Origin of the sequence: Vibrio sp. RW (genome assembly GCF_027587105.1) — a bacterium.
GTDB lineage: Bacteria > Pseudomonadota > Gammaproteobacteria > Enterobacterales > Vibrionaceae > Vibrio > Vibrio toranzoniae.
On record NZ_JAPPTM010000003.1, the window covers coordinates 14618 to 33383 of the forward strand.

General features: G+C 44.1%; 16 protein-coding genes. 4 read left to right on the forward strand and 12 right to left on the reverse strand.

Annotated features, from left to right (window positions below; all coding sequences use genetic code 11):
- Positions 1 to 374 precede the first annotated feature (374 nt).
- Both OCT63_RS03065 and ompW read right to left on the reverse strand, forming a co-directional pair.
- Positions 375 to 2192 (reverse strand): choice-of-anchor I family protein, encoded by a 1818-nt coding sequence (locus OCT63_RS03065; RefSeq protein WP_269983169.1) that lies wholly within the window; start codon positions 2190 to 2192, stop codon positions 375 to 377.
- Between the two features lie 202 nt (positions 2193 to 2394).
- Positions 2395 to 3048 (reverse strand): outer membrane protein OmpW, encoded by a 654-nt coding sequence (gene ompW / locus OCT63_RS03070; protein ID WP_017054837.1) that lies wholly within the window; start codon positions 3046 to 3048, stop codon positions 2395 to 2397.
- A gap of 402 nt (positions 3049 to 3450) precedes the next feature.
- On the opposite strand from ompW, the gene glgC reads away from it, so the two are divergent.
- From glgC to OCT63_RS03090, 4 genes are all read left to right on the forward strand, one after another.
- The gene (glgC, locus tag OCT63_RS03075; RefSeq protein ID WP_269983170.1) at positions 3451 to 4668 is read left to right on the forward strand and encodes a glucose-1-phosphate adenylyltransferase; all 1218 of its coding nucleotides are present in this window, start codon (positions 3451 to 3453) and stop codon (positions 4666 to 4668) included.
- A 424-nt stretch (positions 4669 to 5092) separates the two neighbouring features.
- The gene (gene hpf, locus OCT63_RS03080; protein ID WP_017054839.1) at positions 5093 to 5449 is read left to right on the forward strand and encodes a ribosome hibernation-promoting factor, HPF/YfiA family; all 357 of its coding nucleotides are present in this window, start codon (positions 5093 to 5095) and stop codon (positions 5447 to 5449) included.
- A 301-nt stretch (positions 5450 to 5750) separates the two neighbouring features.
- Positions 5751 to 5906 (forward strand): DUF3012 domain-containing protein, encoded by a 156-nt coding sequence (locus OCT63_RS03085; protein ID WP_161672040.1) that lies wholly within the window; start codon positions 5751 to 5753, stop codon positions 5904 to 5906.
- A gap of 98 nt (positions 5907 to 6004) precedes the next feature.
- The gene (locus OCT63_RS03090; RefSeq protein ID WP_269983171.1) at positions 6005 to 6784 is read left to right on the forward strand and encodes an HAD-IIB family hydrolase; all 780 of its coding nucleotides are present in this window, start codon (positions 6005 to 6007) and stop codon (positions 6782 to 6784) included.
- A gap of 154 nt (positions 6785 to 6938) precedes the next feature.
- Here OCT63_RS03090 and phnE (OCT63_RS03095) read toward each other — a convergent pair whose 3' ends face one another.
- From phnE (OCT63_RS03095) to OCT63_RS03140, 10 genes are all read right to left on the reverse strand, one after another.
- On the reverse strand, positions 6939 to 7742 hold the full coding sequence (gene phnE / locus OCT63_RS03095; protein ID WP_161680436.1) for a phosphonate ABC transporter, permease protein PhnE: 804 nt from the start codon (positions 7740 to 7742) through the stop codon (positions 6939 to 6941).
- Entirely contained in the window at positions 7742 to 8566 is an 825-nt protein-coding gene (gene phnE, locus OCT63_RS03100; RefSeq protein WP_161753986.1) for a phosphonate ABC transporter, permease protein PhnE, read from the reverse strand. The genes phnE (OCT63_RS03095) and phnE (OCT63_RS03100) overlap by 1 nt, the downstream gene beginning before the upstream one ends.
- A complete protein-coding gene (gene phnC, locus OCT63_RS03105) occupies positions 8554 to 9324 on the reverse strand; it encodes a phosphonate ABC transporter ATP-binding protein (protein ID WP_161680431.1) in 771 nt (256 codons plus the stop codon). The genes phnE (OCT63_RS03100) and phnC overlap by 13 nt, the downstream gene beginning before the upstream one ends.
- 92 nt (positions 9325 to 9416) lie before the next feature.
- Positions 9417 to 10457, reverse strand: coding sequence for a phosphate/phosphite/phosphonate ABC transporter substrate-binding protein (phnD, locus tag OCT63_RS03110; protein WP_060468954.1), 1041 nt, complete (start codon positions 10455 to 10457; stop codon positions 9417 to 9419).
- 597 nt (positions 10458 to 11054) lie between these two features.
- Positions 11055 to 12407: a sigma-54-dependent transcriptional regulator gene (locus OCT63_RS03115; protein WP_269983172.1), complete on the reverse strand. Its 1353-nt coding sequence runs from the start codon at positions 12405 to 12407 to the stop codon at positions 11055 to 11057.
- Positions 12404 to 14377 (reverse strand): ATP-binding protein, encoded by a 1974-nt coding sequence (locus OCT63_RS03120; RefSeq protein ID WP_269983173.1) that lies wholly within the window; start codon positions 14375 to 14377, stop codon positions 12404 to 12406. The genes OCT63_RS03115 and OCT63_RS03120 overlap by 4 nt, the downstream gene beginning before the upstream one ends.
- 381 nt (positions 14378 to 14758) lie before the next feature.
- Positions 14759 to 15745 (reverse strand): N-acetyl-D-Glu racemase DgcA, encoded by a 987-nt coding sequence (dgcA, locus tag OCT63_RS03125; RefSeq protein ID WP_161672033.1) that lies wholly within the window; start codon positions 15743 to 15745, stop codon positions 14759 to 14761.
- A gap of 57 nt (positions 15746 to 15802) precedes the next feature.
- The gene (gene dgcN / locus OCT63_RS03130; RefSeq protein ID WP_269983174.1) at positions 15803 to 16810 is read right to left on the reverse strand and encodes an N-acetyltransferase DgcN; all 1008 of its coding nucleotides are present in this window, start codon (positions 16808 to 16810) and stop codon (positions 15803 to 15805) included.
- A gap of 137 nt (positions 16811 to 16947) precedes the next feature.
- Entirely contained in the window at positions 16948 to 17826 is an 879-nt protein-coding gene (locus tag OCT63_RS03135) for a LysR family transcriptional regulator (protein WP_269983175.1), read from the reverse strand.
- Between the two features lie 268 nt (positions 17827 to 18094).
- Positions 18095 to 18607: an RNA methyltransferase gene (locus tag OCT63_RS03140; RefSeq protein WP_161753995.1), complete on the reverse strand. Its 513-nt coding sequence runs from the start codon at positions 18605 to 18607 to the stop codon at positions 18095 to 18097.
- Positions 18608 to 18766: the final 159 nt, after the last annotated feature.

Genomic DNA, 18766 nt, shown 5'->3' on the forward strand with positions numbered 1-18766 from the left:
ATGGGGAAACAGTTGAAATCGACGTTTACCTACTTCTTTAAAAGTGTGTCATTGAATAGATGTCGTTTGACAAACATATTTATTACGCAGCAGAAAAAGCAAGCTTTCTATATAAGCGCTAGAGGAACTTTTGATACCAGTAAGCGAGTATGGCTGAAGAGACGTTACTATGTTAAACCTTCCCAAAATGAAGGTATGAAATTTTTCCATCAAAACGTTTGCTCTTCTCTGATTGTTGTTCGGCGACTAAACCCTACAACTTACTATCGTTTATTTTAGTTTCAGCAAGCCATCAATAAACTAAAAAGCGCCACTACTTACCCAGTAGTGGCGCTTTTGTTTTGCTTCAATTTAATTACTAGCAATAAGCGAGGTTAAAACTCAACGCGATAAACTGATGTGCTACCACTTACTTCGTTGCCAATCGCAATAAAGTGGTTACCAGAGCGAGTAAAATACTTGATTGACTCTGGGCCTAGGTCACCCGCTTTCGAGTTGTAAGTATCGTTGTCGCAATCACCGTCTTCATCAACTTTAGTACACACAGGCTGAGTAAAATCGCGGTTATTTAGATAGCTGATGAAACTTGCACTCTTAGGCTGCGTTACGTCGTAAACCATGATGCCACCTTGGCGCTCAAGTCCAATAAAGGCATAGTGCTTGCCGTTGATCTCAGCCACTTCGATAGCTTCAGGTTCTACGCCTTTATCATCACTGCGATCGTCACCACTTTGGTTGTTATCATTGGTGCTGTTGAAGTTTGCAGGATCTTGATCAAGAACGATTCGAGCAAAGTCATCACCGCTATCAAACACTAACTCGCCAGACTCATCCCAAATAGAGAAAGAACGGCTACCGAATGCTTGAACCTTTTGGTCAGCAGCAAGTGTTCCTTGTGGCTTAATCACTTTAAGACGAGCAAGTTGCTTATTGTCTTTGAGTGCCCCAGCCAATGGGTGGCTCGCGTCAACGTCTAGCTTCTTGCCACGCACTTCATCGACATAAGCGATACAAAAGTCTTTTTCTGTGGTGTAGTTTTCGGTGCCTTGATAATCGTCACCGTCCCACTCAAAACCTTTCTCATCACACATTTTTTGCGTGGTCTTGATGCCATATTCACGACCATCACCTTCGTTCGCAGTCACGATGTAGGTGTTGCCCTCAACACTGTAGCTAGTGATGCTATCTGGCATGTAGAGACCTTCTAACATTGCGTAGCTTTGTAGGTTACCTATGTTTTTGTCTTTATTTGACGCATCCAACTGAGCAGTATCCCAAGGCTTTCCACCTAATCCCAGAATCGCATCCACTTGTGCACTCACCACGTCAATCGCTGCTAATGCATTGTTCTCTTGCAGGGCTACATAGAGTTTTCCGTTATCAGCAAACGTTAGGTATTCCGGCTCTAGATCTTGGGCAACGGTTGCATTCGGAGTTGAGATTCGAACCTTTTCGGTCAATTCTGCGTGGCGTGGCTGACCTAGGTTGAATGCCTTGAAATCAATTTGAGTCACTTTCGCTTGCAAAGGACCGTTGGTTAAATCAACCAGTGTCACTGAGCCTTCAGGATCAATGCTGTAATCCGCATTCGGCTCACCTTCGTTTGCAGATGCAATGTAACGACCGTCCTTAGAAAAGCTCACCATGTCCGGTAATGCACCAGCCGTATAAGTAGTGATCAGCTCTAACGTGTCTGAACGATAAAGTGCAATGATGCCGTTTTGTTGCTTGTCGGCGTTTTCAATTGCGACCACAACTAAGCCTTGATGAGTCGATACACTATTTGCAGCACCGATATTAATGCCAGAAGCCGCAGCTGCTGATTGAAGATCAATATAGCCCTCAGATGTTGGTTCGCTAGCCGAGTTCATTGATAAAACATCAACTTTCTGAGCTTGAGCGTTCACCACATAAAGCTTGTCGGTACATGAATCGTAGCTGACGATTTCGGCTGCTGAAGTATCAAACGGGGCGTCGGTAATTGAACGGCCAACTAGACTGATTCCGGTGACCTCAGCATTGGAAGCGCTTGGTTGCTGAGTTGATTGGCACTGAAAGCTAAAAGCATCAGCTGACGCTGGAGATGGCGTAGCAGTCGTTGGTGATGTTGACGTTGATTGAGAACACCCTACTAGAGCAGAACTTACCGCGATAGGCAGTAATAATGTCAGCTTATTAAATTTACGATTCATATATCCTCCATGATTTGAATCGAGATCATAGAGGGCTGTTATGACACTTATCTTTCTCTTTTATTAACAATAGGTGACGACAATCGGTGTCTTTTATCCATAACAACAGTAAGTTGAAGTAAGAATTTCATTAACAAGGATGCAAAAAAAACGCCCAAGCTGGCTGGTGCTTGAGCGCTCTGAATCATCTAACAAAGGTTAATTAAAAGTTGTAACCACCGCCAATCATGAATGCCCATGGGTCGATATCAACATCTGTGGAGTATTGTGTGGTAATTCCACCGACTGTTTGCTTGTACTTAGCGGTTGTACCAATATCTGCATACCAAACCGATGCGTTTAGAAACCAATCTTCATTGATCATGTAATCAATGCCGATGTTAGCCGCTAAGCCCCAAGAATCATCAAGAGATAGGTCACTCAAGCCTGCACTTTTACCCGTACTATTCAAACTTTCATCAAAAAATACAGTGTAGTTGATACCTGCACCTACGTAAGGGCGAAAATCACTGTTCGCTTCACCGAAGTAGTATTGAACCATAAACATTGGCGGTAGCTGTTTAGTGTCGGCAACTTTACCTAAACCATTGACGGAGATATTGTGTGAGAATGGACTCGCTGCTAATACTTCAAAACTAAGGTTATCAGTAAACATGTAGCCGAAAGTTAAACCAAGCTGAGTATCTGAATCAACTGAAAACTCTAGGTCTGAATTGTCAAGAACAGCGCCACTGCTGTCATTTGGAGATACTGTTGCTGCACCAGCACGGATGATGAAATCACCTTCTTTATGAGCAAGAACATTCGTTGACAAAAGAGCCGCAATAACCGCAATACCACATACTGTTTTTTTCATTATTATTTCCTTTTTAGGGCTTAATTCTTTATTGGTGAATGAGTAATCATTTCTTATTTTGCGTGCAAGGTAGCATAGAATAACCCTACTTTATTGATGGAAATCAATTTGTGAAAGGTTATGGTTATTTGTGTAAATTTATATCGACTCGATCACTTTATTTCCTCATTTTATTGACAGTTTTGTAATGCATATTTTCCGTGCGTCACTCCTTTAAACACTACACCTTAGCTTTACTTCGATCTGTTTGCGCCAAAACAGAGCAAGCCAACATCTCACACGCATCAATTTGGTGCAGCACCACACCGTTAACTCAAACCTTGATTAATATTCAATGAGTTACATTTGGCTTAGTGCTTGCAAGTGTATGTTCATAATCATAAATACATTGAGGTTCTCACCATGCAAGACACTCTAACAATCGTTCTGGCCGGCGGTGTTGGTTCTCGACTTTCTCCCCTCACCGATAACCGCGCAAAACCTGCGGTACCGTTTGGTGGCAAATATCGAATCATCGATTTCACGCTCGCGAACTGCCTGCATTCTGGGCTCCGCCAAATTCTGGTGCTCACTCAGTACAAGTCTCACTCTTTGCAAAAACACTTACGTGATGGTTGGTCGGTACTAAACCCTGAGCTCGGCGAATACATCACCAATGTTCCCCCACAAATGCGAACAGGTGATAGCTGGTATAGCGGCACGGCCGATGCTATTTATCAAAACTTGTATTTGCTGTCTCGCAGTGAAGCCAAGCATGTGGTGGTGTTATCTGGCGATCATATCTATCGCATGGATTACGCCCCAATGCTCAAGCAACACAAAACGAACGAGGCCGACTTAACCGTGGCGTGCATGGAAGTTTCGATTGATGAAGCCAAAGAGTTTGGTGTGATGGAGATAGACGAATCTCTCGAGATCAATAACTTTACCGAAAAGCCACGTTACCCAGCATGTGTACCCGGTAGGCCGACTCGAAGCATGGCTTCAATGGGTATTTACGTCTTTGATAAAGAGGTGCTAACACAAGCACTACTGGCTGATGCTGAAGATCCGGATTCAAGCCACGATTTCGGTAAAGACATCATTCCTAAGTTAGTTGGAAATAACAGTGTTTACGCCTATAAGTTTGGAGATACAGAAGGCCGAGTCACTCAAGACGCCTATTGGAGAGATGTTGGAACCCTAGACTCCTATTACCAAGCCAATATGGACTTGCTAAAACCAATTTCCCCTATCGATTTATATCAACCTGATTGGGCAATCCGTACCTACGAACCGCAGCTACCACCAGCGCGAACCATCGCTTCTGTAGAAGGGAACCAAGGGATATTTATCAACTCGATGATAGCGAACGGGGTTGTAATTGAAGGCGGATCTGCGCAAAACTCTATCTTCTTCCCTAAGGTCAAAGTCAGTAATGCCGCGATTGTGATTGATAGTATTCTGTTTGAAGATGTTGAAATAGGAAAAAACTGCCACATTCAAAACTGCATCATCGATAAGAACGTTAAGGTGCCTGATGATACTCAAATAGGCATTAATAGCATGGACGATGCCGAGCGATTTCATATTTCAAAACAAGGTGTAATCGTAGTACCATCGTCTTACAAATTCAGTTAATACACACCTATGATGAAACTAGGTTTCTCAATTTAAAGGCAGCTCTGCGTTGCCTTATTTTATATCTAACTTGACGGCTCACTAGCCCTTGTGGAATGAAAGGATGAGTGCCGTCCATCACATAATAGTCAGCGGTGATTTGTAGATTTATCACTAGAATATATATTTGGATTGATGCTTTATTTGGGTGATAAAAACTAAGCAAGGAAGGTAGGTTAGAGCAATGCATCAAGAGTGAAGTATTTTTGAACATGTCTTTAAAACACGAAACATAATATGCGTTCAGTTAATCGGACTTTCAAGGGAGCAAGGATAGATTATTTGATAACACTGAAGTCAATCACACATGTATGCTTTCGCTGTTGGTTAAACTATCCGATGTTTGCTACGTTTAAGTGACACAGTCATTGGAAAGGTATGATTTATGAAAATAAATGTTCAAACACATCATGTATCAATTAACGACGAGTCACGCAAAGACATCGAAGGAAAATTCGAGAAGATATCTAACCATTTCCCATCACTGATTAGCTGCGACATCATCATTACAAAAGAGCACAGCAAGCATCAGGTTGAAGTGTTCACCAACTACGAAGGCGTACGTGTATCGGCAAAAGCTACTGGCGACGTTATGTACCCAGCAATCGCTTCAGCACTCAAGAAACTTGAAACGGGCCTGAGTAACCGTAAGGGACAATTGAAAGCAGACCTGCATGAGAAGCCAACAAGTACGAAGCCAGAAATTGCTTCAGATATCATCCAAGAGATGAAATTGGTATAACTCTATAATTAGAAGCGACCTAACTAATAGAAGTGCATGAACCAACAGAAGCGCATTAACTAATAGAAGCGCACTAAGGTTTTCAAAGCCAGCACATGTTGCTGGCTTTTTCGATCTATGGCCTCAAATGACCTTTCCGTAACTTTGATTTTAGCGATAAAAAGGTCTAGTCATCTCGTTCTTTCCCCACCCTAAAATCACCATCACTTTTAACAATCTTAAGTCACTGGTTGCTATAACAATAACGGATAGTATTTGGTACAGTTATAAGCAGTAATAGAGACAATAAAGGATATTTATTATGAGAAAAATCGCGCTACTTCTATTTCTATCCACTCAAATTATGGCTTGTACAGAAGTCGGAAGCGAAGCTTGGTGTACTGATATGAAAGAGAAACCTAAAGGCGACTGGACGGCTAATGAAGCTGGTGACTTTGCCAAGCATTGTGTTTTCTAAACATACCGCAACGTTCATTAACGGTACAGAGTGAAAGGCGTTTAACGACAAACTGCTCACTCTATATTACATTAGAAATCAAATAAGTGAGTTTAAGGATGGAACACCAACTAAGTAATGACTGGCAACACATCGACTGGGTACTAACCGACGTCGATGATACGCTCACTTGGCAAGGCTCACTCCCTCCAAATACCTTGATTGCGTTGCAAAAACTAAGAGACAACGGAATCAAAGTGGTCGCAGTAACAGGAGCCTGTGCTGGTTGGTGCGATCATATTGCGCAACTTTGGCCTGTCGATGCCGTGCTTGGAGAAAATGGCGCTTTCTTGCTAGAGAAGCAAGATGGTGCATTACAGCTTTCATCGGAAATGCCGCTAGAACAAGTGCGCCAGAACCAAGCCAAGCTAAAACAACAAGTCGAAACGATCTTGTTGAATTACCCAGACTTATCTCTAACTTTGGACCAACCTTACCGCTTGTGTGAGGTCGCTATTGATATCGGCCAAAACCGTAAGCCTGTTGATCCTGAAATGGTGCAAGAGGTACTTGAGAGAATACATGCTTTAGGCGCACACGCGACGGCCAGCTCGATTCATATTAATGCTTGGTATGGCGAGCACTCAAAGAAAAACGCGGTGCATCGTTTTCTCGCAAATAAAGGCCTATCGATCGAACAGCTCCATAACCAAGCCTGTTATGTCGGCGATTCAATGAACGATCAACAGATGTTCGAATCACTACCACTCACCGTTGGCGTGGCAAACATTAAGCATTATTGGGATAAGTTAGATCATCACCCAAGTACGGTGATGTCGCAGCCGGGTGGCTATGGGTTTGCAGAATTTGTGGATGCGCTATTGGCAATTAAAAGTTAAAAGCTAGACACTTAAAAACGAATCACGTCCTTCTAATCAGCTCTCAGACCACTCTTTAGACATAAAAAAACGACCGCTAGGTAGACCGAAGTACCTAGGGTCGTTTGAGCTTCAAAATGCTAGATAAGCTCTTAACTTTCACACAACAAACTGTCTATATGAGTTTGTTACGGATATGGATCACTACAGCTTCAGCAATAATAACCACCGCAAAGATACTCACTAATACCATCGACACTTTTTGCCATTCAAACAAATTCTGCGCATCGTTGAGCACCACACCAATACCACCAGCGCCTACTAAACCCAATACTGCAGATTCACGCACATTGATATCCCACCGGAATAATACAATTGAGTAAAATGCTGGCATCACTTGTGGCCAATAACCTTTAAGCAAGATACTCATCCACGAAGCACCTGTTGCGCGCAGAGCTTCAATAGGCCCCATGTTCACTTCAGCAATCGCTTCCGCTAACAGCTTCCCTACAAAGCCGATACTGCGAATGGCGATCGCCATAATACCTGCGAGAACACCGGGGCCAAACAGTGCGATAAACAACAGTGCCCAAACCAATGAATTCACTGAGCGTGAAGACACGAGAAAGAATTGCGCAACCCAGTTCAACGCTTTATTAGGTGTGATATTTGGCGCATTCAATAACGCTAACGGAATCGCAAATATCAAGGTAAATAAGGTACCTAATGTTGCGATGTGAAGTGTTTCAATCATCGCTGCGTGGATTGATTCAGGATAGAAGGCATAGTCCATTGGCACCATCCGCTCAAACATATCAGCAAACTGCGCTGGCGCGTCGTATAAGAACTCAGGAATCACTTCCACCGTTTGCCAAGACCAAACAATGGCACACACTAAGCTAAGGTAAACGGCAAACCGAGCCACGCGTTCGTTTGGTGTAAAGCGTTGCCACTCTCTATCGATAGATGCAGTAGTCATTAGAAGATTCTCCTAACAATATTGGAAAGGAATTCACCGACAAGAATCAGTGCGATAATGGTGAGCAAAATAGCGGCGACAAAATCGTAATCAAAACGCTGGAATGCCGAGAACAGCGTACCGCCAAGGCCCCCCGCCCCCACAATACCCACCATAGTGGAATTACGTAAATTCGAGTCCAGCTGGTAGCTAGCAAAACCAATAAAACGCGTGAATACCTGTGGCATCACCGCATATAAAATGACACTAATGAAACTCGCGCCTGTTGCCTTAATCGCTTCAACTGGTTTAAAAGAGATCTCTTCAATCGCTTCTGCAAACAGCTTGGCAATAAAACCAATCGATGCGAATACCAAGGTAAGGATCCCGGCCAAGGCACCAAAGCCCACCGCTTTCACGAATAGAATTGCGATGATCACCGGATGAAAAGAACGACATAGTGCAATGAAGCAGCGTATTGGCGTCGACACGATTGAAGGCATCATGTTTCTCGCGGCTAACAAGCCTAGAAACAGAGAAATGACGATACCAAAGAAGCTAGAGATAATAGCAATCTGCAAGCTCTCTGCTAAACCGCTCAATAGTAAGCTGGTACGCGAAAAATCAGGCGGAAACATTCTAGCGAGTAACCGCTCACTTTCACCAAAACCAATGATCAAACGGTCAAAGGTCAGCCCTAACGTCGAAAAGCTATAAAACAGATAAGCAACTATCGCAGCGATGATTGCTCTGTTAGTCCATGAGGTTTTGAACGGATTTTCGTGCTTCGAAATTGAACTTGTTGACGATGCACTTGTTGAAGAACTTGGGTTTAATCCAGCCATGACTCACCCCCGTAAATGATTTTTAGGTCTTCTTCTGAGATGCCTTCAGGGCTGCCGTCATAATGCACCTTGCCGTTACACATTCCGATGATGCGCTTGGCGTAACGCTTGGCTAAGTTCACATCGTGGATATTCACCAACACAGGGATGTTCTTCTGCTTGGCGAAGGTTTCCATGAGCTCCATGATCTCAACCGCGGTCTTTGGGTCAAGTGATGACGTCGGTTCGTCAGCCAATAAGATATATGGGTCTTGCATCACCGCTCGAGCGATACCAACACGCTGCCTTTGCCCACCTGACAAACTGTCGGCACGTTGGTTTGCAAAGTCTTGTAGGCCTACAAATTCAAGTAACTCGAAAGCTTTTGCTAAATCTTGTGAGGAGTAGTTACGACGCCACGCATTCCAGGCTGTCATGTAACCTAAACGGCCACTCAACACGTTCTCAATAACCGTTAAACGTTCCACAAGGTTATATTCTTGGAACACCATGCCGATGTGTCGACGCTGTTTACGTAGCGCTTGGCCTTTTAATTGAGTCAGGTCAGCGCCATCAAAAATGATTTCACCTTGGCTTGGATCGTTGAGACGGTTGATACAGCGCAGAAGCGTACTTTTACCGGTACCGGATGGACCAATGATCGCGATGATACCTGGCTCATCAATATCAATATTAATGCCTTTAAGGATTGGCTTGCCTGCCACGTATTCGTGGAAAAGGTTGTTTATCTTTATTCCTTCATAGCTTGCTACGGCCATACTGCATTTCCTTTTGCGAATTTTAAATGATCTATGCCCTACCCGCGAGGGCATAGATTGTTAGTTGAGGTAAGTGTTTTGAGAACTAAGAGTTAGCCGTTGTTTGCTTGTTTTGCTAGCTCAGCTGCTTTTTTCTTTGCACGTTTAGCCGCATCTTTTTCAGCCAGTTTCTTCAAGCCAGTTTTGGTGTAAGCCGTACCTGTCGCATGAGCGATATCACGAATTACATCCCACTCTTCTTTGTAACTGATTGGAGAGAAACGGTCAGCACCTTTAAACGATGCGCTCATTTCTGGTGTAAAGCGGTAGCTAAAGAAAGCCTCGTTGATCTTCTCAACAAGCTCTGGTTTTAGGTTATATGCGTAGCCGAAAGCAGACGTTGGGAAGCGTGGGCTACGGTAGATTATCTTCAATTCAGAATCGTCGACACGACCTGCTGCGACCATACGATCATAAACATCAGATGCCACAGGTGCCGCATCATAGTCTCCGTTGAAAACACCTAAAATAGATTGGTCATGTTTACCCGAGTAAAGCACTTTGTAATCTTCATCTGGCACTAGACCTTTCGCAGGGAATAACGCACGAGGAGCTAGGTTGCCAGAGTTGGAAGATGCAGAAGTATGTGCAACCTTTTTGCCTTTCAGATCAGTCATTGTATTAATGCCGCTGTCTTTACGCACAATGGTGATCAGGTTGTAGCCTTGGAAACCAGACTCATCGCCTTTGACCGCAATTGGAACGTAACCTGCTAGGTTAACGGCGTAGCCTGTTGGACCCGTAGAGAAACCCGCAACGTGTAGTCGACCAGAGCGCATCGCTTCTACTTGTGCAGAGTTCGAGTGCACTGTGTAATAGATTACTCGCTTACCCGTAATTTTGCTTAGGTGAGCTTGAAAATCCGCGAACGCATCTTTGTACAACGCAGGGTCTTCTACCGGTGTGTAAGTAAATACAAGCGTACTTGGGTCGTTCCACTCATCTGGATTCTTTGGCGAATCGGCGACCAAATCTTGGTTTTCATCACAGTATCGATCGTCTAACACACCACGACTAGAGCAGTCGCTTGCCATAGCCATTGAAGGAAGTAGTAATGAGCTAGCGATTAACAGTCCTTTAACACTGATTTTCATATTCAAACCTTACTTTTACTTATTGTTGAAAGTCACTTTCGCTATTGCAGCCTTTGTGCCATGTTTTTATTAATTAAATTTCAACAACTTACAACAAGACCCAAAATAACTAATATCTTTTGAGTCATTTATGTCCAACGAAAAACTCATCATTTGGGTCATTCCTGTCCCGCCCAATTTCAGTGGTAAAAAAAGAGCCCGAAGGCTCTTTGGTTCACTGCTTTTTCTCTTATTATTTGGCAGAGCGATTAACTATCAACAGTCAAAATCAACGCCTAGTATCAGAGCAATCGAACCTTTCAGTATTTGCTTCATGTTTGTATCTCCTTGCAACAAGCAATTATTTTTCTAATGTCCTTTGTTCGATCATTTAGTGTTGGATAACTGTCATGTTTTTTTGACTCAACACCGAATAACCTCATGTGGACTGATGCCACAATGTAGGGATTGCACGCTTTGTGCCAAACACTAAAATCCTTTTATTACAACCACTTGAAACAGTTAGCCATTCGACTAAAAACCAAATGGGTCATTGTTGTCTTGTACTTTTTCTTTTGGCTTTGGTTTGCTTTTCCATTGAACAAACACCTGAACGAATTAAGCCTTAAAGCTATCTTTATCCAACTGGTGTTTCTTCATTTTTCGATAAAGGGTTTTACGCGGTAAATTCAGCTTACTTGATACCTCGTTAATGTTACCTGCGCTTTCTATCAACGCTTCGGTCAGTACATTTCTCTCGTACTGCTCCATCTGCTTTTCAAAAGCGAAATCTTCTCCGGACGCTTCACAAATTGGCGATTGAAGATCGAAGCCATCACCGACGATACCCAACACAAATCGATCAGCGACATTGCGTAATTCGCGCACGTTACCCGGCCATTCATGCCGACATAGCTGCTGTATCTGCTCGGGGTAAATCGTCGATGGGCGCGTCTTATATTTGTGGCTCGCTTGAATCACAAAGTGGCGAAACAGCACCTGAATGTCTTCTTTTCGTTGGCGCAGTGCCGGAAGGTTTAAGCTCGCGATATTAAGACGATAAAAGAGATCGGCTCTGAACTCCCCTGATTCACTCAAGCTCACAAGATCGGCTTTACTGGCTGCGACCACCACAATATCGACGGGTATCAATTCATTGCCGCCAACACGCTCGATCATCCGCTCTTGAATCACTCGTAGCAGTTTGATTTGTACCGTAATTGGCATGCTCTCTATTTCATCAAGAAACAGCGTACCGCCATTGGCTTGTTCTATTTTACCAATACGCTTCTTATTCGCGCTAGTAAACGAGCCCGCTTCATGACCAAACAACTCACTTTCGATAATGCTTTCAGTCATGCCGCCACAGTTGATCGCGACAAAGGGCTTCGCCTTACGACGGCTAAATTGATGCAACGCGCGAGCTATCACCTCTTTGCCCGTTCCCGTTTCTCCGTTGATAATGGTATCAACGCCAGTATGCGCCAAAGCGAGCACTTGCTTACGTATGGTATCCATCGCTTTTGATTGGCCGATAACCACAGATTCAATCGGTAACTCCTCTTGCTCATCGCCGTCCGAGGTTAAAGGGCAATTGTGCTGACATTGTGTCAACGCGAGATCGAGCTTTTCCACTAGCTCGCTGGCATTGAGTGGTTTTTCTAAAAAATCGAAAGCACCTAGCTTCATCGCTTCTATTGCCATCGGAATATCACCGTGGCCACTCATTAACAATACAGGAACATTGGCCGCTCGGTGTTGAATTGAACTTAACAGAGTCAGTCCATCCACTTGTGGCATTCGTACATCACACAATACAACCGACTGACTGTTTGCTTTGAGCGATTTAAGACCAAGGTTAGGGTCAGTAAAAGTAGTCACGCTAAACCCTTCTAGCTCCAACATTTCACTCACAGCGTCGACAACATCGATTTCATCGTCGATAAGAATTATATGTTTATCTGAAGTCATGAGTCTGTGCCTTTTAGTAAAGTGACGATAAAAGTGGTGCCTTGGTGTTCAAGCGATTCAACGTGAATTGAGCCACCAAAGTCTTTTATTATGTTGTATGCGATAGATAAGCCGAGCCCAAGCCCTTTGCCTGTTGTTTTACGGGTATAAAAGGGGTCGAACAGATGCGGTATATCCTCTTCAGAAATACCTGAGCCGTTGTCATTAACGGAGATCTGAATAGTATGTGAGAACTCGTGCGTAGAAATTCTGAGTTGAGGTTGCTCTTTGTGTTCAACGGCATCCAAAGCGTTACTGATCAAATTAACCAATACCTGCTCTAAGCGAATACTGTTGGCTCGAACCATCAGGCTATTTTGCGGTGAGAACTGAATCGACACTTTGGTCTGTCTGGTTTCAAACAGATCAATCGCATCACCAATCACTTTCTGCAGCTCTACGTTCTCAATCTTGCCGTCGCTCTTACGCGAAAAGGCTTTCAAGTGACGAGTAATCGCTGCCACTTTCTCTAACAGCACTTCTATTTTCTTCAGATTCTCTTGCGCTCGTTCTGGCCTTTGCTTGTCGATCCAAAGCTGCGCACTGCGAACGTGACTATTTACGGCCGTTAATGGTTGGTTGATCTCGTGAGTGATCCCGACACTTAATTGCCCCAACGCAGCCAGTTTTCCGGCTTGGACCAATTCGTCTTGGGTCACTCTCAATTTGGCTTCGGCTAAGGTGCGTTCTTCAACTTCTGCCTCTAATTTGCGATTGGTTTGCTTGACGATTTTGGCCGTGGTCTGGAATACTTTTAAATACTTAGCCATTTGTGTCACTTCGTCTTTGCCACGAATCGAGACTTCGGTATCTAAATGTCCCGTAGAAATCGCGAACATATTGTCTTTAAGCTGCAAAAGCCTTTCTAGAATGCTTTTACGCACGTAGAACCATGAAATAGCAGCGGCCGCCAACACGCTAAACAGAGAAAGAAAAAGAGAGAGTTGTTGGTTCGATTGTAAAGACAGCTGCGCTTGCTGAATCGATTGGTCAATATTGCTGTTCACTTTGCTGGTGTTACTTTCGATCTGCACGGTTAACTGATTCAAATGTTCACGGCTGTTTTGCAGAAAGTATTGCTCTTGATAGAGATGATCAAGCGCTTTGTTTTTTAATCCATATAAGCTGCTATCGCTTGAGGCGAGGTTATAAATCACCGTGAGTTGATGATCTAATTCAGGAAAATCGCTTCGTAAATCACCAATGACCCAAAGTTTCCACCACTCCTCACCAACCTGTTCCAAGCGGTAACTGGTGTAATCCAACTCATTAAAGCTTGAGTCGTTATACAGCTTCTCGACTAAGCCTAATTGGTAATAAAGCAGAGATTTTAGCTGTGTGTACTGAATTTGATCTTTGGCTGATTGAGGTAAGTTATCAATTGAATCACTGGCCTGCTGCAGTAGAGGATAAAAACCTTCAAGCAAATTACGAAGTTCTTGATTGAGCCGTTCTGACTCAATTTCACTTTGATACAACAAGCTAAGGCTGTTATTAACTTGGGCGATAAGATCTTTAAAATAGGCGTGATAATCAGGAAACTGAACCATAACGCTATTCATCACGGAAATAGCGTCTTCGATTTTTAGCATCGCCTGTTTGCGCTCTAAATTCGATTCAGCGTCACCAAGTTGAGATGACTTCGTGATAATCACTCGTACCATGTCGTTAAGGCGAGCAGCATTATCTAAGGCAGGGATTTCTCGCTCTTTTAGCTCAACGAGGCGTTGGTTTAGATCGTCAAAAGTAAAGCTGGAGACAACTGAAAGGAAGATGGTGGTCATTGATAACATAGCCAATGCCAACACCAAGCGCAGTTCGATGCCTTTCCAACCAAACCACTTGCGACGTGGAATTTTGACCGAAAACGGGCGCTCAAACCTGTCTTTATTTTCTATCACCTCGGAGACATGACTGCTCACTCGCTCCACCCTCTTTTCATTAAGAATCAATAGCCATTGGTCAATGATTCAGATAGTTAGGGCGACGCCTTACTCAACCTCGCATCAAATAGCTTTAGTGAAGCTATTAAATGAAGAGTAATCATTAACATTTCACATAAGATATCATAACAATTGTTTTATGAAGCTTGAGCTGTCTGTTTTGCGATAATAGAAAGTGACCGCACCGACAGAAACGTGATTACTTTATCAATACCAAGCTAAATAAATGAATGCATCACTCTCAGCCAAGTAATAAAAGTCGAATATTATTAGTCAGTTAAGATTTATCGATACAAAAAATCGCACAAGCTTTCACTCATGCGATTTCATTGATGTCATGCCCATCGACTAACCCGAAGCTCAATGAACTTAGAGAATAATCATCCCATCGCGATAAGTCAGAGCAGGAGAAACGTCTTGGCCAAGTAAGACTGGGCCATCAAGGTCGACAATTTCAGATTGAACGGCGATAGGCAGCGCTGCACGCATCGCCAAAGAAGTTCCGAGCATACAACCAGACATCAGAGTAAAGCCGAGCCTTTGGGCTTCTTCTGCAAGAACCAATGCTTCAGTCAAACCGCCCGTTTTATCGAGTTTGATGTTGACCATTTCATACTTACCCAACAGCGATGAGAGCTGTGAAGTGGTGTGACAGCTTTCATCAGCACACAGTGGGATCGGGTGCTTGATGTGTGCCAGTGACGCATCGTGCTGTTGTGGTAACGGCTGTTCGATCATCGCAATATCAAATTCTGTCAGTTGATTAAACAACTCTTCGAGATTCAATCCTGTCCACGCTTCATTGGCATCCAGTACAATTTGGACATCTGCCGCGGCTTCTCGCACTGCGCGAACACGCTCTACCACTTGCTCGCCGTCAAGCTTCACTTTCAGTAATTTCGCACCATTCGCGACATAATCACGAGCTTGTGTTGCCATCGCTTCTGGTGTGCCAATCGAGACCGTCATTGCAGTAACAATTTGCGCAGGTAACTCAAATAAGTTATTCGGGAATATCTGTTCATTCTGCTGCGCTTCAAAATCCCAAAGTGCACAATCGATAGCATTACGCGCAGCCCCTCCTGTCAATAAAGACTGAAGATGATCTCTTAATTCTGCGGGATCGGTCATACCACGCTCAAAAACCGTTTCAAGTGAACTCGAAGCTTGTTTAATTTGCGTCAACACAGACTCTGATGACTCACCATAACGTGGATAAGGCGTGCACTCACCTTGAGCTTGCTTGCCATCATGGTCAATGTAAACACGAACAACATGACACTCTGTTCGGCTGCCTCTAGAGATGCGAAAAGGCGTCTGCATCGCGATAGTAATAGGTTCTGCTGTAATCTTCATAATTTCACTCGATTGATGTTTGCTTTAACAAATGAAAACGTAGAAATGATGAAAGCGTTATAATGAATGTCGCAAATGATCAGTAATGTGTTGTACACCAAATCGCACTGGATCCGTCACTGGCACTTGATAAAGTGTGGTCCATTTTTGGCACAATGTCTCAGCTTCTTCAATGCTAATCGCTGATGTATTCAGGCAGAGACCTACCAGTTTTACCCCTGGGTTTGTCAGTCGTGCCGCTTGCAAGTTCGCTTCAATGGTTTGTTCGATCGTTGGCAGCTTGGCATGTGGTAAGTTTCGAATATGTGGTCGCCCAACTTCGTGACACAGCACCAAAGCGTCAGCTTGTGCGCCATGCAATAACCCTAAACTCACGCCCGCAAAAGACGGATTGAATAACGAACCTTGGCCTTCAATGATGTCCCATTCGTGATCGATAAAATCGGGGCTAATCGCTTCAACCGCGCCCGAAATGAAATCCGCAACGACAGCATCAATCGAAATACCGCTGCCAGCGATCAAGATACCAGTCTGCCCTGTCGCTTTGAACTGAGCAGATGTTCCCGCTTGTTTAAGCGATTCTTCAATGGCTAAAGCCGAGAACATTTTGCCTACAGAGCAATCTGTTCCGACTGTAAGAAGACGCTTACCTTGACGTGGCTTACCGTGACCAACCTTTAGATCGCCATCAAAATGGCGTACATCATGGAGCTTAGTCAATCCTCGCTGTTGCGTCTCAGCAAGCGGTGAAAATTCGCTCAAGCGCTGGTGCATGCCCGATGCAATCTCAAGTCCCATTTCTGCCGCGGCTAATATCGTAGGCTGCCATGACTCAGGAATAACGCCGCCCGGGTTTGCGGTGCCAATCACTAGCGTTTTCGCCCCCTGATCTTGTGCCTGTTGTAAGGTCATATCCGTTAAACCAAGAGAAACCGTATTGCCTGTTAAACGCAGTTGGCCTAAACAGATTTCTGGTCGCCATTGGTGAATACCACGCGCTGTTTTTGCGGCTAGTGGGTCGGTAACATCCCCAAGAAAAAGAAGGTAAGGTTGAGCGATAGACATGAGCATTCCTAGTTAATAAGTCCTTGTATGGATTTACTTTAGTTAAGAAATTTGAAGCTGCCGAATGCTTATTTATCGAATGCCTATAACACAAGGTTATAGATGAAAAGTTAAGTAATGCTCAAAAAAGTGAGGAGTTAGCAAGAGCACTGTAATGCTGAAATGAACTGCTTAACCGCAATCGACTGTGGCGAGTGTTCCGCACACAAAATCGAAACTGAGAATTGTATGTCTGGCTTCAGTGGCAACATGCAAACCGCTTCATCATCTTGGTATTGAGCGGCCGTCCACGGATCCACAATCGCAAGCCCCGCTTGGTGCTTCACCAGTTCCGCAGCTGCACTGTAACCACGAACGGATATCGGATGGTGATAATGCTCATCTCGCGCTATCAAGCTTTGATGCAGCAGCAAACCCAGCGGATCTCGACTATCAAGCCCGATGATTGGCAGCGGAGAATTGATCAGATCATCCAAGGTCAATTCCGTGGGTAAATGATCAACTCGATCTGATGGAACCAGAACCTTCAGTGATTGGGTCAATAACGTTTCAGCCAATACCGCCGGCGGCGCTTCATCCCCAAACGCAATAGCAACATCTAACTCATGCTTTAAAAGCCCAGCGCACAGTTCATCGCGGTTGGCTGTCAGTAACTCAAAAGAGAGTTCTTGCTCACGAGACATTTGGGCGATCACTGGTGTCAGTAATTTGGTTGCCAGAATCGGCGGCGCACCAATGCGTAGATGCTGATGGCCTAGCTTCACTTTGTTAGTCAAAGAACGAAACTGCCCCAACTGCTGATAGACCTTCTCCGCTTCTGGCAACAAAGTTTTGGCTTCAACCGTTGGCACTAAACGCCCTTTAACTCGTTCAAATAAACCAAAACCGAGTTGCTGCTCAGTGTGCGCCAGAATACGCGTTACATTGGGTTGCGACACGTGCAGATTACGCGCAGCTCCAGATACGGTGCCGGTCTGCATAATGGCGTAAAAGACTTCCAACTGTCTTAGGTTCACATTGATGTCCTTATGGTTCAACAAGCAAGCTCAAGTTTTGGTTGTTGTATTGGCAAAGTTGTTATCTATAAAGTTGTCTATTTATATAGCTGCCTGTGTGGTGCTATCAAACTGAGCGAGTAACCCTTCAATATGAGGCTTGAGAGGTTAATTTAATACGAGTGTTTAACTGCTGCAGTTCTTTAAGGAAAGATAACCTCTCTAGTAAAGTATAGAGAGAGTGGCTTCTCCGGTTGCTTACAGGATAGGTAACACGACAAGAAGAGATTTACTTTTCTTTGATTAGCAGATGATTACGATTATCGCGGCTTTTTTTAATAAGCTCGTTGCTCTCGTCCATTTCATCTGACTTTGCAAGACGATCATAAAGCAGAACATTCACTGTTGCCGCCAAGTTCATGCAACCTACCGTTGGAACGTACACCACATGATCCGCTCTATCGGCAACATCTTGAGAAATAGACCCGTCTTCCGGGCCAAAAATATAAATAGCGTTTTCTGGATGTTTAAAACGCGGAAGCGGTGTTGCACCTTCTGCAAGTTCTACACACACAATTTGGGTTTCAAGCTCAAGATTATCTAAGAATGACTCCACGCCAGTAAGCGGGATCGTACGCGCTGCACTCTTAGTATCAGTGTGAAATTTCGCGGCTTTTTCGTAGCGTTGCCCTGTGTATTTAACTTCATCGACTTGGTAACAACCCGCCGCGCGCATAACAGCGCCGACATTCGCCGGGCTCTTTGGATTAGTTAAACCAATAGTCACATGGCTTTTGTTCATGAATTTTCTCACTTAACGAATAGGCATAGCAGGGTGCTACAAAGCGTCGCATTCTAACAAAGCAATGTCGAATGCAAAAGCACATAAACAACCAGATAACGACGTGCACTGACCCTGATTACATAGGCCTCACGAGCAGAAAACAGAACCACCTTCATA